Source organism: Bacillus sp. JJ1764, assembly GCF_036962145.1.
GTDB lineage: Bacteria > Bacillota > Bacilli > Bacillales > Cytobacillaceae > Neobacillus.
Map to the genome: position 1 here is coordinate 8999 of NZ_JBALNY010000050.1, position 13815 is coordinate 22813.

Annotated in this window: 12 protein-coding genes; 1 reads left to right on the top strand and 11 read right to left on the bottom strand. The window is 42.4% G+C overall.

Going from position 1 to position 13815, the window contains the following annotated elements; all coding sequences use genetic code 11:
* Positions 1-164: 164 nt before the first annotated feature.
* Complete coding sequence (aceA, locus tag V7083_RS08120) at positions 165-1451, bottom strand: isocitrate lyase (protein WP_335476907.1); 1287 nt, start codon at positions 1449-1451, stop codon at positions 165-167.
* A 35-nt stretch (positions 1452-1486) separates the two neighbouring features.
* The gene (gene aceB / locus V7083_RS08125; RefSeq protein ID WP_335476910.1) at positions 1487-3079 is read right to left on the bottom strand and encodes a malate synthase A; all 1593 of its coding nucleotides are present in this window, start codon (positions 3077-3079) and stop codon (positions 1487-1489) included.
* Positions 3080-3279: 200 nt separating this feature from the next.
* Here aceB and V7083_RS08130 point away from each other — a divergent pair, with 200 nt between their 5' ends.
* On the top strand, positions 3280-3756 hold the full coding sequence (locus tag V7083_RS08130) for a GNAT family N-acetyltransferase (RefSeq protein ID WP_335476912.1): 477 nt from the start codon (positions 3280-3282) through the stop codon (positions 3754-3756).
* Positions 3757-3769: 13 nt separating this feature from the next.
* Here V7083_RS08130 and V7083_RS08135 read toward each other — a convergent pair whose 3' ends face one another.
* The 9 genes from V7083_RS08135 to V7083_RS08175 all read right to left on the bottom strand — a co-directional run bounded on the left by V7083_RS08135 (position 3770) and on the right by V7083_RS08175 (position 13752).
* A complete protein-coding gene (locus V7083_RS08135; protein ID WP_335476914.1) occupies positions 3770-4375 on the bottom strand; it encodes a precorrin-2 dehydrogenase/sirohydrochlorin ferrochelatase family protein in 606 nt (201 codons plus the stop codon).
* Complete coding sequence (locus tag V7083_RS08140) at positions 4344-5060, bottom strand: sirohydrochlorin chelatase (protein WP_335476916.1); 717 nt, start codon at positions 5058-5060, stop codon at positions 4344-4346. Before V7083_RS08140 ends, V7083_RS08135 begins: the two co-directional genes overlap by 32 nt.
* A gap of 2 nt (positions 5061-5062) precedes the next feature.
* Positions 5063-6511, bottom strand: a complete 1449-nt coding sequence (gene cobA / locus V7083_RS08145; protein WP_335476918.1) for a uroporphyrinogen-III C-methyltransferase — start codon at positions 6509-6511, stop codon at positions 5063-5065.
* 30 nt (positions 6512-6541) lie between these two features.
* Positions 6542-6862, bottom strand: a complete 321-nt coding sequence (gene nirD, locus V7083_RS08150) for a nitrite reductase small subunit NirD (RefSeq protein ID WP_435555543.1) — start codon at positions 6860-6862, stop codon at positions 6542-6544.
* 6 nt (positions 6863-6868) lie between these two features.
* Positions 6869-9289 (bottom strand): nitrite reductase large subunit NirB, encoded by a 2421-nt coding sequence (nirB, locus tag V7083_RS08155; RefSeq protein ID WP_335476920.1) that lies wholly within the window; start codon positions 9287-9289, stop codon positions 6869-6871.
* 174 nt (positions 9290-9463) lie between these two features.
* Positions 9464-10450, bottom strand: a complete 987-nt coding sequence (locus V7083_RS08160; RefSeq protein ID WP_335476922.1) for a hypothetical protein — start codon at positions 10448-10450, stop codon at positions 9464-9466.
* Positions 10451-10472: 22 nt separating this feature from the next.
* The gene (locus V7083_RS08165; protein WP_335476924.1) at positions 10473-10700 is read right to left on the bottom strand and encodes a hypothetical protein; all 228 of its coding nucleotides are present in this window, start codon (positions 10698-10700) and stop codon (positions 10473-10475) included.
* A gap of 215 nt (positions 10701-10915) precedes the next feature.
* A complete protein-coding gene (pruA, locus tag V7083_RS08170) occupies positions 10916-12463 on the bottom strand; it encodes an L-glutamate gamma-semialdehyde dehydrogenase (protein ID WP_335476926.1) in 1548 nt (515 codons plus the stop codon).
* Positions 12464-12588: 125 nt separating this feature from the next.
* Entirely contained in the window at positions 12589-13752 is a 1164-nt protein-coding gene (locus V7083_RS08175; protein ID WP_335476928.1) for a CamS family sex pheromone protein, read from the bottom strand.
* Positions 13753-13815 lie beyond the last annotated feature (63 nt).

The following is a 13815-nucleotide window of genomic DNA, read 5'->3' on the forward strand; positions in this document are numbered from 1 at the left end:
ATCGTCGCCAAGTTGCCCAGCCCTTTTAACGACCGTATAAAATCCCCCCAGATCATTTGTCAAGCCGAATCCTATTACCGACCCAAATACCAATACCCGTCATTCCCAGGTGCCAATCCAGCAAAAAACCCCTCTCACATGAGAAGGGTTCATTTAATAAATTACTATTTTGATGACTTTGTAAATTGTTCTTCCTCTGTAGAACCTTTCAAGGCTGTTGTGGAAGAGGTTCCGCCTGTGATGACCATGGACACTTGGTCGAAGTATCCTGTACCAACTTCGCGCTGGTGGCGTGTTGCGGTGTAGCCGTACTGCTCGCTGCCGAATTCTGCTTGCTGCAGTTCGGAGTAAGCTGCCATGCCGCGCTCTTTGTAGCCGCGAGCTAGTTCGAACATGCTGTGATTTAGAGCGTGGAAGCCGGCAAGGGTAACGAACTGGAACTTATAGCCCATTTTGCCAAGCTCCTCTTGGAATTTCGCGATTGTTTCCTCGTCAAGCTTCTTCTTCCAGTTAAACGATGGAGAACAATTGTAGGCTAATAGTTTGCCAGGGAATTTTTCATGAATTGCTTCTGCAAAGCGACGAGCTTCCTCGATATTTGGTTCTGATGTTTCACACCAGATTAGATCAGCATATGGAGCGTAAGCCAATCCGCGGGCAATGGCCTGATCAATTCCTGCTCTTGTACGGAAAAAGCCTTCCGTTGTGCGCTCACCGGAAATGAATGGAGCATCGTTCTCGTCGATATCGCTCGTGATTAAATCAGCGGCGTTAGCGTCTGTGCGGGCAACAAGTACAGTAGGAACGCCCATAACGTCAGCGGCTAAACGAGCTGCGATTAGGTTACGAACGGCAGTTTGGGTCGGAAGGAGAACCTTTCCACCTAAATGACCGCATTTTTTCTCAGAAGAAAGCTGGTCTTCGAAGTGAACGCCAGATGCCCCTGCTTCGATCATGCCCTTCATCAATTCGAAGCAGTTTAACTGGCCGCCAAAGCCTGCCTCCGCATCGGCTACGATTGGAGCAAACCAGTCAACTGAATCATCGCCTTCTGAATGGGTGATTTGGTCAGCACGCTGTAATGCTTGGTTAATTCTTTTGACAACAGCCGGAACGCTGTTTGCCGGATATAAGCTTTGGTCCGGATACATGTTTCCTGAAAGGTTGGCGTCAGCCGCAACCTGCCAGCCGCTTAGGTAGATTGCTTTTAAACCGGCTTTTACTTGTTGAACAGCCTGGTTTCCAGTTAAAGCACCTAGAGCATTGATATAATCTTCTTCATTTAATAGTTTCCAAAGCTTTTCGGAGCCTTTGCGAGCTAATGTATGTTCAATATCAATTGAACCGCGAAGTTTAATAACATCCTCTGCGGTATATGGTCTTGTAATTCCTTTCCAACGTGAATCCATTTCCCAGCTTTCTTGTAATTGAGTAACTCTTTCATTCGTCATATTTCATTCCTCCTATTAATCTATTGATTTAGTTTTTATAAAAGCTCATAACCCGGTAATGTTAAGAAATCAACGTAATCATCATTCAGAATTAACTTATCGTATAAGGACACTGCTTCATCAAATCGACCGCCTTCAAAGGCTGGTTCCCCTATTTCCCGCTTGATTTTCTCTAATTCTTCTTCTTTTAATTGGTGGTACATTTCTGCTGTTACCTTTCGACCGTCAGCTAACACTCCCTTAGGATGGCGAATCCATTGCCATAGCTGGGCCCGCGATATTTCAGCTGTTGCGGCGTCCTCCATGAGATTGTATATTGGGGCAGCTCCTCTTCCTGATAACCATGAAGCTACGTATTGAATACCAACATTAATATTTGTTCGGACACCTTGCTCTGTAATCGTTCCACCTGGTACTTCCAACAGGTCTTTTGCGGTAATGGTTACCTTTTGCTGTTTCGATGTATGAATTTGATTCGGCGTCGGCATTTCACGGTTGAATACTTCCATGGCCACCGGTACGAGACCAGGATGGGCTACCCAAGTGCCGTCGTGACCGTCGCGGGCTTCACGTTCTTTATCGGCGCGTACCTTTCCAAAAGCCTCTTCATTCGCTTCTGGATTATTTTTTATCGGAATCTGTGCTGCCATTCCGCCCATTGCAGGTGCTTTGCGGCGGTGACAGGTTTGAATGGTAAGTAATGAGTATGACCGCATGAATGGGACTGTCATGGTTACTTGCGATCGGTCTGGGAGGATAACATTTTCTAGGTTGCGGAATTTCTTTAAGTAGCTGAAGATATAATCCCATCTGCCGCAGTTTAGTCCGGCTGAGTGCTCTTTCAATTCGTACAGGATTTCATTCATTTCAAATGCGGCTAAAATCGTTTCAATTAAAACCGTTGCTTTAATGGTGCCTTGCGGGATCCCCAGCGCATCCTGCGCGAATACAAATATATCGTTCCAAAGGCGAGCTTCTAAATGACTTTCAAGCTTTGGAAGATAGAAATACGGGCCAGTTCCGCTAGCAAGCAATTCTGTTGCATTATGGAAAAAGTAAAGTCCAAAATCGAAAAAGCTTCCGGAAATAGGCTTGCCATCCAATAAGACATGCTTTTCTTCAAGGTGAAGTCCGCGTGGTCTTGGAATCAGCACGGCTGTCTTTTCATTAAGAACATATTTTTTTCCATTCGGATTTTCAAAGGAGATTGTGCGTCTTACGGCATCTCTGAGGTTTATTTGCCCTTCAACGATGTTTTCCCAAGTGGGTGAAGTGGCATCCTCAAAATCAGCCATAAATAGTTTTGCACCTGAATTCAAGGCGTTGATGACCATTTTTCGGTCTGTTGGTCCGGTGATTTCAACCCGGCGATCTAGCAAGTCCTGCGGCAGTGGGGCAATGGTCCAGTCACCATTGCGGATATCCTTTGTGTTCGGCAGAAAGTCTGGTAATTCACCGTTATTGATTTCTTCTTGGCGAACCTGTCTGTACTGTAACAGTTCTACTCTTCTGGGACCAAATTTTCGTTCCATCTCTCCAATAAAATTTAAGGCTTCAGGTGTTAGAATCTCATCATACTGGGCTTTTAAAGCCCCTATCACCTCAATACCCCTTGTTTGCGTTGACATGAACTCGACCACCTCTTTGTTATAATACAGTAACTTACCTCGTTTTGTATTATATAACACCATTTTCAAAAAAGAAACCACTTTTCTGAATTTTTTTAAAAATGGGTAATTTTGCCCTGTCCTATTTATGAAAAAGCTTGGAAAATAAGGCAGGAAGTATATATGTATTTAATTGGGTAATTTTTACTAGGAGGGCTTTTATGGACCTGAAAGTTGTGGACATGAATCGAACCTACGCTGAAGCTATATTGAACTGGAGCTATGAGGAGCCCTATGATTTTTATAATAGTGAACTGAGCGAGGACGGAATCAAGGAGTTTTTGAATTCCTCATATTATGCGGTTGTTGATCATCATGAAGAATTAATAGGATTTTTTTGCACAGGAGAGTCCGCACAGGTGCCATTTGGCGTTCATTATGGAGCCTATACACCTGGGTTCATCGATGTCGGGCTGGGCATGCGACCCGATTTAACCGGGAAGGGTTTGGGATACCCCTTTCTTTCTTTTGTTCTGGAATTTTTTAAAAATCAGGCTCCATTCCGCTTAACTGTAGCAGCCTTCAACGAGCGGGCGGCCCGCCTTTATTTTAAACTTGGTTTTCGTAAAGAGACCGAGTTTACTTTCGGAAATATCGTGTTTATGACGATGATAAAAAAAGCGGACCCCAATCACTAAGAGGGCTCCGCCTTTACGTTAACAATTTTTTAAAATCTTCTTCACGATCGTCACTATTTAAAAATTTCGGAGAGGTGATTTCTTGGAGAAATTTTCTTTTCATAGCCCCGTCTTTTACTTCTTTCAAGATCCATTGGCGTTTAACAAAAAGGAACTCCAGATATTCCTCATAATCTTCGTCAAATTGTTCCTCCAACTGATTTCGAATTTGACTAGCAAGAATAGGGCTGGCACCTTCTGTTGAAACAGCAATGGTCAATCGGCCGCGCTGCATTCGGGATGGTACATGAAAATCAGAGTGTTCATGGTCGTCTGCCAGCATGACAAGCTGATTGGGCCCAACTGAACCCTTGACGTCTTGGTTTATCTGAGGATGATCGGTTGCTGCAAAGATTAAAAAAGCGCCCTCACAATCTGTTTTCAGAAAAGAGCGTTGATGCCAAAGGATTTTTCCATCATCAGCAAGTCTTTTTAGTCCCGGAGTTGTTTCAGGGCTAATGACTTCAATGCAGGCGCCTGAACCAATCAGGCCGTTCACCTTTCGTTCCGCCACTTTCCCTCCGCCAACCACAATTACCTTTTTTCCATCAAGCTGTAACATAATCGGATAATAGGACATGTTCCACCTCACTGGCCCGTTTTTGAATAAGGGGAATCAGCTTTTCATCAAATCCTACAGGTCTGCAGAATTTGAAGTCTCCACCCAATTTTTCTAACTCCCGTTTCATTTTGACCGTATAGCCACCTGTAAACAAGAAATAGGGCAAAATATAGATAGTTTGATCCATTAATTCTCTTGCTTTTTCATGATAAAACTGTGAAGTTGTCATGTACCCAATTTGAACGGGATGACTGATTTTCGCCTTCAACCGTTGAGCCAGGCACTCTGTTTCAATCGCTGCCTGAGCATTTCTGCTGCCATGCCCAACTAGTAGGACAGCTGCCTCTTTATCGAACTGAGTTTCTTTTAGCCGGTCAGCCAGAATCTCCACCATGATTTCGTCTACACCTAGCGGTCGTGCAAGATGAAATTCAACCCCTGAAATACTTCTTAGAATGTCAGGGATATCCTGATTCACATGAATCCCAGGTGCCAGAAACACGGGAACCACGGTAATCTGATCGGCTCCCTGCTGAATGCAGCGATTCACAGCTTGGTTGACAGATGGCTCTTCATGCTCCAAAAACCCGTATTCCTTGATGGAAGCCTGAGACGTCGCCATGACCTTTTGGATAAACGTAACAAACAGATCATTCGATTTCGCCCTACGGCTTCCATGTGCTACATATATAATAGCATTCATTGTTACTCACCTTTGTTGGACAAATATTCGATCAAGGATTCCTTGGTAGCTTTTTTCGGCATCCCATCTGAGATGAATCCACTTTTTTCAACGGCGGTCAACGTTTGTTTCCCCATACTAACCACTTCTGCCTTATTTAAAAGCTCATCAACATGGATCTCACATTGTTCCAATGCTGCCACAAATGGTTGAACGGAGGCTTTGCATGGGAATACAACTGTATTGACATCTGCTTCCTCGAACATTCTTTTAAAGATCGGCATGTATTGCAGGTCTAGCTCCTTGTTGCTGGTCTGCCATACGTCAGCAGTTGCATAGTTATTTTTCAAGTGGCAGCGTTCTCCGACGACTAACATTTTACCTGTTTCAGATAGCTCATCGATTAATTGAGGAATAAAACCACGACTTTGTAAGGCATTCATCGTTTTAATGGACATACCGAAAACATCAGCGTTGATCTTTCGGATGTCGATTTGATTTTCCATCAAAGTTTGGAAAAATTCAGTAACACTTTCAGGTGAAGTAAACAGGATATTTTGATAGCTTGAAAGATCAGCTAAAATTTCTTGATTAACAGATTCAGAGGTACGAATCCATTTCGGAAATTCGATGACATCTGCGCCTTGATTCATCAATTCCTTAGCCAGTTCACTTGGACTGTCGCTGGTACGTGCCAGTAAAATTTGTCTGCCATGCAATGGCTTCTTTTCAACCCAGCTGATCTTTTCCCTTAGAGAGATGACTTGTCCTACAAGGATAATCGAAGGATTGCTGAACTTTTCAACCATCGCTTTTTCGGTAATGTCTGACAATGTCCCCTGCAAGGTTTTTTGGCGGCCAAATGTACCCCATTGGATCATAATAACTGGTGTTGAAGCCGGCTTACCATGCTTGATTAAGTTTTCACAAATAAACGGTAAATTTTTTACTCCCATGTAAAAAGCAATGGTGTCGACACCACGGACAAGACCTTCCCAATCAAGGAGAGGCTTTCCGTCTGCTGATTTATCATGGGCTGTGACAACCGCAAATGATTCAGCATGGGCGCGGTGTGTGACAGGAATTCCTGCATAAAGAGGGGCAGCTAGTCCGGATGTAATTCCAGGAACAATTTCAAAAGGAAGATTATGTTCAGCAAGTGCTTCTGCTTCTTCCCCAACGCGGCCAAAAACACCTGGGTCGCCACCCTTAAGACGGACCACATTTTTTCCTTCTAAGGCTTTTTCGACTAGTAGTTGGTTAATATTTTCTTGGCGCATAATATGACGATCCGGTAATTTTCCGGAGTAAATCAACTCACAACCAGCAGGCGCAAACTCCAACAGCTTAGGATTGGCAAGCCGATCGTACAGGATGACTTCAGCCTGTTTGATTGCTTCCATTCCTTTAACTGTAATTAATCCAATGTCTCCTGGACCAGCTCCAACTAAAAATACTTTCCCCTTTTTCATTGCGCAGTCTTCCTTCCCCTGTTTGCCAGACTAAATGACAATAAATATAATATCCTCTTCCACCTGTACTTCAAAGGTCTTTACATGCCCTGTATCCGGGGCTTGGACCATGCCGTCTACTAATGAAATTTTCCAGTCATAGACTGGGCAGAACACGTACTCACCGCTTACCAGCCCTTCCGAAAGGACTCCGCCTTTCGGATGTGGACTGTGATTATCAATAGCATAGACGTTTCCGTTTGAAACTTTAAATAATGCAATCTCTTGATTATCAATTTTAACCGTATAACCTGATCTAGATTTTAAATTGGAATAGTGGGCTACTGGAATTCGAGTTATTGTTTTAAGCATTATACATCACTCCCCAACCTTTATTAAGTGTTTCGCATAATATTTATCTTTTATGTCTTCGTTTTCAATCGCTTCTGCCCATGGTTCATTATATTTTTTTAAAGTTTGATCCATGCGTTCATTTAAGGCTTGGCGGGTTTCCGGATTAGCAAGAACTTCCTTCACATGGTCCAGCCCTACTCGTTCTAACCATTTAGAGGTTCTCTCTAAGTAATTGGCAGTTTCACGGTAATATTGCAGATAAGCGCCGGTCATTTCCATGACTTCTTCTTTTGTTTTCACAGTGTATAACAGATCTCCGGCACGAAGGTCAACGCCGCCGTTACCAGCTACATAAATTTCCCAGCCGCCATCAATACCGACAAAGCCTATATCTTTGATGCCTGCTTCAGAACAGTTGCGCGGGCAGGCAGAGACACCCATTTTTACTTTATGTGGTGTATCTAGTCGTTCAAATTTTTTCTCCAAATCAATTCCTAAAGCCATAGAATCTTGTGTTCCATAGCGGCAGAACTGGGCACCGACACAGGTTTTTACCGTACGCAATGTTTTACCATATGCATAGCCGGATGGCATATCTAGCTCTTCCCAAACTGCTGGAAGGTCTTCTTTGTTGATGCCGAACAAGCCAATCCTCTGTCCACCGGTCAGTTTAACTAATGGAACATTGTATTTTTCCGCAACTTCACCAATTTTTTTCAAATCAGCAGCTGTCGTAACCCCGCCGTACATTCTAGGTACAACGGAATAGGTTCCGTCCTTTTGAATGTTGGCATGCATTTTTTCATTTACAAGGCGGGAATCGCGGTCATCCTTATATTCATCCATGTGAATCATGCCAAGGTAGTAATTGATAGCTGGACGGCATTTCGTACAGCCTTCCTCGTTCGTCCACTCTAATACATTCATAACTTCTTTAACACTGGTTAAGCCCTTTTCTTTGATCTCCGCCACTAATTCCTCGCGACTTAAAGTGGTACATCCGCAAATACTTGTTTTCTGAGCTGCAGCTGCATCAAATTGATCTCCTAAGGTGTGGGCAAGAATGTTGCTGACCATTGGTTTACAACGTCCACAAGAACGGCCGGCATTTGTGCAATGGCTGACTTGATCGAGTGTGGTTAACCCTTGAGTTTGAATAGCATCCACGATAGCACCTTTGGTGACACCATTACAGCCGCAAATAAGTTCGTCATTTGGCATGGAAGCAACATCCTCACTTCCTCCTTCGCCAGATTCTGATTGCAGAATGGATACACTGGTCATTCCGCTGATATCTTCTTTTTTCGTCAGCATTCTAAATAATCTCGTGCTGTCTTTCGTATCCCCGTACATCACCAGTCCGACAATCAAGTTGTCTCTTGTTAAGATCTTTTTATAAACGCCGTCATATTCGTTGTACACCATGATGCCTTTTGTGGTTGGATCTTCTTCAATTTCTCCTGCAGAGAATAAGTCAACACCTGCTACTTTAAGCTGTGTTCCGGTGATGGAGCCTTGGTATGGTTCTCCAACCATTCCGCAAATTCGCTTCGCAAGCACTTTCCCTTGCTCATATAACGGAGCCACTAAACCATAGACAATTTCCCGGTGCTCGGCACATTCACCCACAGCATAGATATGCGGAGCGCTGGTTTCCATAAAGTCGTTCACGACAATCCCGCGATTCACATATATTTCACTATTTTTTGCGATTTCTGTGTTAGATTTAATTCCGATCGCCATGACAATCAGATCAGCTTCTGCTACTGATCCATCTTTAAAACGAAGCCCCGTTACTCGTTCATCACCCAGAATCTCAACCGTTTGTTTTTCCATTAAGAAATTCATGCCTTGCGCTTCCAGCTCAGTTTTTAGCATATTAGCTGCATTTGGATCCAATTGACGCTCCATTAAGTGCGGCATTAGATGGACGACATCGACCTTCATTCCTAGGTTCAATAATCCTCGTGCTGCTTCAAGTCCAAGTAATCCACCGCCGATCACGACTGCCTTTTTATATTGCTCAGCAGCTTTGATCATCATTTCACAATCTTTCACATCACGAAAACCGGTGACACCTTGTTTGTCTGCGCCTGGGATAGGCAGAATGAATGATTCAGATCCTGTGGCGATAATTAATTCATCGTAAGAAACTTCACGGCCTTTGTCGCTGATGACCTTTTTTGCCTCAACATCTATTTTTACAATCGATTCACTTGTAAATAATTCAATATTATTTTCTTTGTACCAATCTAATGGATTGATAATAATATCTTCGAAGCTTGTATCCCCTTGAAGAATATTTGATAACTTAATTCGGTTATAGTTTGGATGAGGTTCTTGTCCAAAAATCGTAATCTCAAACTGTTCAGGTGCCAGTTTTAAGATTTCCTCAATGGTTCTAACTCCGGCCATTCCGTTCCCAATCATCACTAATTTTTTCATGTGGTCTCACTCCTATATATCATTATTCGTTAATTTACGTTATCTACGTTTTTCTCTATATCTAGATTGTAATCTCCTGGAGATTAAAAAATTGTGAGGTTCGTCACAATACAAAAGAATATGTGAAGGATTTCACATTTTTGTCATAAAAAAAGGATATCCCTGGGATACCCTCTAAACGATCTGTTTTTGCCTCCTTAGTAACGGAGTATATTGAACAAAAGTGGCCATGAGCGGAACAGCTGCACCAACAATAGCAACCGGTATGACTTCCCATAACATCAATGGCGGCGTAATGAGCACGCCTGTCTTATGAATCGCAAATAATGCAAGAAAATAGACCATACTGCCAATCAGTCCCAACATCCAATGGGTCTTCTTGAAAATAAAAAAGACGAGCGGAATGATTAATAGTGTGATAGGTACATACGACGTTGGATAATGGACCGCAAGAAAAATGGACTTAAACAAAAATCTTATCAGGATATACAATCCCGCTGCCATTAACGGAATCGAATAATGGCGGAATATCCGAATAACACATACCGTCAAAAGTCCGATCATTAGGGCGGAATAAATAGGATAAACCCATTCAGGAATACCGCCAAAAATCTGCGACTTTGGATCTGAAATCAGCTGTAGTATTTCTTTTGAAGCAATGGACTGACCATGAATGTATTGATTATAAGAAATCGCTCCATTCTCTTGCTGCATATTTGGAAATAAAAAACATTCCAGCAAAAACATCGCAAACCATGTATGCATCGATTTCCAGCTAATGGTTTCATGAAAGGTAAACTGGTAATAGCCACGCCATACTCCTAATATCATAATATCTGTTGCGATATAATAAATGAAATGAGTCGGGCTCCAGGTAGTTAAATCAATTCCGTAAGCAATATGGTAAGTAAAATCAAGTGGAATACCGATAAAAAATAATACATAGCCGATGGTGATTACATTGCGGGAAAAACGATCCATATAATAAGATTCCCGCCATTCCTTGATGAGAAGCACACCCCCAAGGGCAAAGCCGATGGTGTTGACTATATGCGGAATGGAATACTCCTCAAACAAATATTTAAAATGGTAAGAAGCATCCCAAGCAGACCCTATAAATTTTAGTAAAAAAGCAATAACCCATAATCGGTAATATTTCAAACCACCATCTCCCCTCCTAATTTTACCCTAGCAAATCAAACGGATCTCCAAAGATCAGGATTAAAATATAATTAATGACAATGGCAATGGCAAATAAAATACCTATTAGACGGATATTTTTTTGTTTAAATAACCTATAAATGAGGATAATTCCGGATGTAACTACAAAGATATTTGCCAATAAGCATGTTAACAGGGCACTTTCACTATGCTCGACTGCTGTAACGTGCATCAAATATAAAGGCATCAAAAGACCTATTCCCCCATAACCGTGAAATGAACTTTCTTCTTCAAAAAAGAAAACGGAAATTCCTTTATAAAAGTTTCACCTTTTTCTACTTTCTTTATAGTAACATTACCCCGTTAATTAATGGCTACTTTTTTAGAAAAATGTTCCATTAAATTTCTGTAAATGATTCAATAAAAACCTCTTCCCAATAAAAGAGAGAAGAGGTTTTTGTTATATTAATACAATTCAGATGTTGTTTTTGCCTGAAGATGAAGCAGTAAGTAGTCTGGACCACCGGCTTTTGAATCAGTACCGGACATGTTGAATCCGCCGAATGGCTGGTACCCTACAATTGCGCCGGTACAGCCACGGTTAAAGTAAAGGTTACCAACATGGAAGTCTTCACGCGCTTGCTCCATATGGGCACGGTTAGATGTAATGACTGCTCCAGTTAGGCCATACTCTGTATTATTAGCGATATCAATCGCTTCCTCGAAATCTTTCGCCTTTGTAAATCCTACTACGGGGCCGAAGATTTCTTCCTGCATAATACGGGACTTCGGGGCAAGGTCGGCAAAAATGGTTGGCTTGATGAAGTACCCTTTTGAATCGTCCCCTTCTCCACCAGTCATCAGCCTACCTTCGCCTTTGCCGATATCAACGTATTCCATGATTTTTTTGAATGCATGGCTGTCAATGACTGGCCCCATGAATGTACCTTGTTCAGAAGGTTCTCCAATAGTTAACTGATTCGTCAATTCAACGGCACGATTCAATACTTGGCCATACACCGACTCCACTACTACCACACGAGAGCAGGCAGAGCACTTTTGACCAGAGAATCCGAATGCGGAGGCCACAATGGCTTGTGCCGCCAATTCAAGATCTGCTTCTGCGTCAACCACGATGGTATCTTTCCCCCCCATTTCTGCAATTAGACGTTTCAACCAAATTTGACCTTCACTAATTTTGGAAGAACGATCAAAAATCCGTAGTCCAACATCTCTGGAGCCCGTAAAGCTGATAAAGCGTGTATCTTTATGGTCAACCAAGTAGTCTCCAACCTCTGCCCCACTGCCTGGTACAAAGTTTAATACACCCTTCGGCAAACCTGCTTCTTCCATAACTTCTACAAACTTAGCCGCTATAATTGGGGTAGTGGAAGCTGGCTTTAAGAGGACCGTATTCCCGGTAACAATGGCCGCTACAGTTGTTCCAGCCATAATCGCTAAAGGGAAATTCCATGGTGAAATAATAATCCCAACACCAAGGGGAATATAGTGATAACGGTTGAATTCATTTGGACGACTTTGAACGGATACTCCATCTTTAAGTAACAGCATTTGGCGTCCGTAATATTCAAGGAAGTCGATCGCTTCTGCCGTATCAGCATCTGCCTCTCTCCAAGGCTTGCCTGCTTCCTTTGTTAAAAGGGCCGAAAACTCGTGCTTTCGTCGACGTATAATGGTTGCCGCTTTAAAAAGTACATCGGCGCGGACTTCCGCTTTTGTTTTTTTCCACGTTTTAAATGCTTCAACGGCTGCCTGCATGGCTTTTTCCGCATGTTCCTTGCTAGCCTTGGAAACACGACCAATTACTTCTTCTTTTTTGGCCGGATTATAGGATACAATTTTCTCTTGAGTTGAGATTTTTTCACCGCCTATGACTAGATCATAATCTTTGCCTAAATAGCCCTCAACAGTTTGAAGTGCTATCAGGTACGCTTGGCGGTTCTCCTCCAATGTAAAATCTGTAAATGGTTCATGTTTATATGGTTGTACCATTCTATAAACCCCTCCTACGAACTAAACATAGTCCCACAACATTTATGCTACCCTCATTATTATTTTCTATCTGCTTACAAAGGTTGCTTATAAAAAAAAATAATCCGGGATGATCCCGGATTACATTATTGGTAAATATAGACAAACGGTTCCGTTTCATTGGCCTTTTTCACGATCAGGGCTTCCGGACCATCCACAGATGTTACATTGACAGATACCGATAAATATTTTGGAAAGTGTTCGATTACTAAACCAGTAACGTATTGAGCGAAGCCCACACCTTCTGTTTTTCCGTAAAATTGAATTGGTATCGTAATATTGAGATCTTGCAGCTGATCACCTGTATAAAAAGCTCTTCCGATGACACCATTAAAATTAGGGAAGTATTCTTCAACATCTTGCTTAAAGTTTAAGAAAGCCGTTACATCATCCCTATGAGCTTCTTGGGCGTCGGTTGACGGGAATAAATAATATTTCTCGTCAAGCTTTTCCCATCCATTCAGGCTCGAGCTTCCTTTATCAACCGTTGTATAGGAAAAGAAATTCCCCGGCACAACAGATGTTTTGCTTTGCTGCTGGAACAGGGCGATGGTAATCGGCACCTCTTCTAGACTCTTAATGCCTCGTACTCGTTTTACGACCTCTTCGGCAATCTTTTTACCTTCACGGTCCATTTCGGCAAAGTCAATTTTTTTCTCTTTTTCAATGAACCCTTCACCTTGCTGAACACGGTAATAGTAAATAGAGTTAAGAGCCAGACCAATCGTGACCCCTGCTAATTTTACGTTGCCATTATCATCCTTTGTCAGGTAATCATGCTCTAGTAGGTGTGCCAAATATAACGGACTGCTTGGCTCACCGGCAGGACCCGTATCAACTGGATTTAGCCCGATATTATCGGGTGCCTTAAGGCCTTTTTCGGTTAGCTGAGCATCCGTATACTTCCTGTTTAGCCATAGCTTAACCGTTTTAGCTTTGATCTCCTGACCTTCTCGGAAATAATATTTATCCGTATCAAAGCTGTTTTGGGCAATACGCATTAACCCCATTTCGAACTCATTTAAATCATATCTTGTATTAATATTATTTACGACCAACCCGCGCGCTTCTCCTGGTTGAAAGGGCAAAATCGTCCGATAGTAATTATCAGAGATATTATACTTCGGTATAATAGCCTGCCCTTTCGTCTTTTCCTCCGTTTGGCCTGTGCTATTTTGCTTTCCAAAATTCGGTGCACAGGCACTAAGAATTAAAACCAGAGAGAGCGCAAGAACTGAGAGCTTTCTCACGTTGAAACACCTCTTACTTATTTAATTCTGCAATGAGTCTCTCCTCATCCCATACTTCAATTC

Excerpts from the sequence above, each read along its gene's own strand:
- aceA (WP_335476907.1), bottom strand. The coding sequence starts at position 1,451 with ATGACGAATGAAAGAGTTACTCAATTACAAGAAAGCTGGGAAATGGAT.
- aceB (WP_335476910.1), bottom strand. The coding sequence starts at position 3,079 with ATGTCAACGCAAACAAGGGGTATTGAGGTGATAGGGGCTTTAAAAGCC.
- V7083_RS08130 (WP_335476912.1), top strand. The coding sequence starts at position 3,280 with ATGGACCTGAAAGTTGTGGACATGAATCGAACCTACGCTGAAGCTATA.
- V7083_RS08135 (WP_335476914.1), bottom strand. The coding sequence starts at position 4,375 with ATGTCCTATTATCCGATTATGTTACAGCTTGATGGAAAAAAGGTAATT.
- V7083_RS08140 (WP_335476916.1), bottom strand. The coding sequence starts at position 5,060 with ATGAATGCTATTATATATGTAGCACATGGAAGCCGTAGGGCGAAATCG.
- cobA (WP_335476918.1), bottom strand. The coding sequence starts at position 6,511 with ATGAAAAAGGGGAAAGTATTTTTAGTTGGAGCTGGTCCAGGAGACATT.
- nirD (WP_435555543.1), bottom strand. The coding sequence starts at position 6,862 with ATGCTTAAAACAATAACTCGAATTCCAGTAGCCCACTATTCCAATTTA.
- nirB (WP_335476920.1), bottom strand. The coding sequence starts at position 9,289 with ATGAAAAAATTAGTGATGATTGGGAACGGAATGGCCGGAGTTAGAACC.
- pruA (WP_335476926.1), bottom strand. The coding sequence starts at position 12,463 with ATGGTACAACCATATAAACATGAACCATTTACAGATTTTACATTGGAG.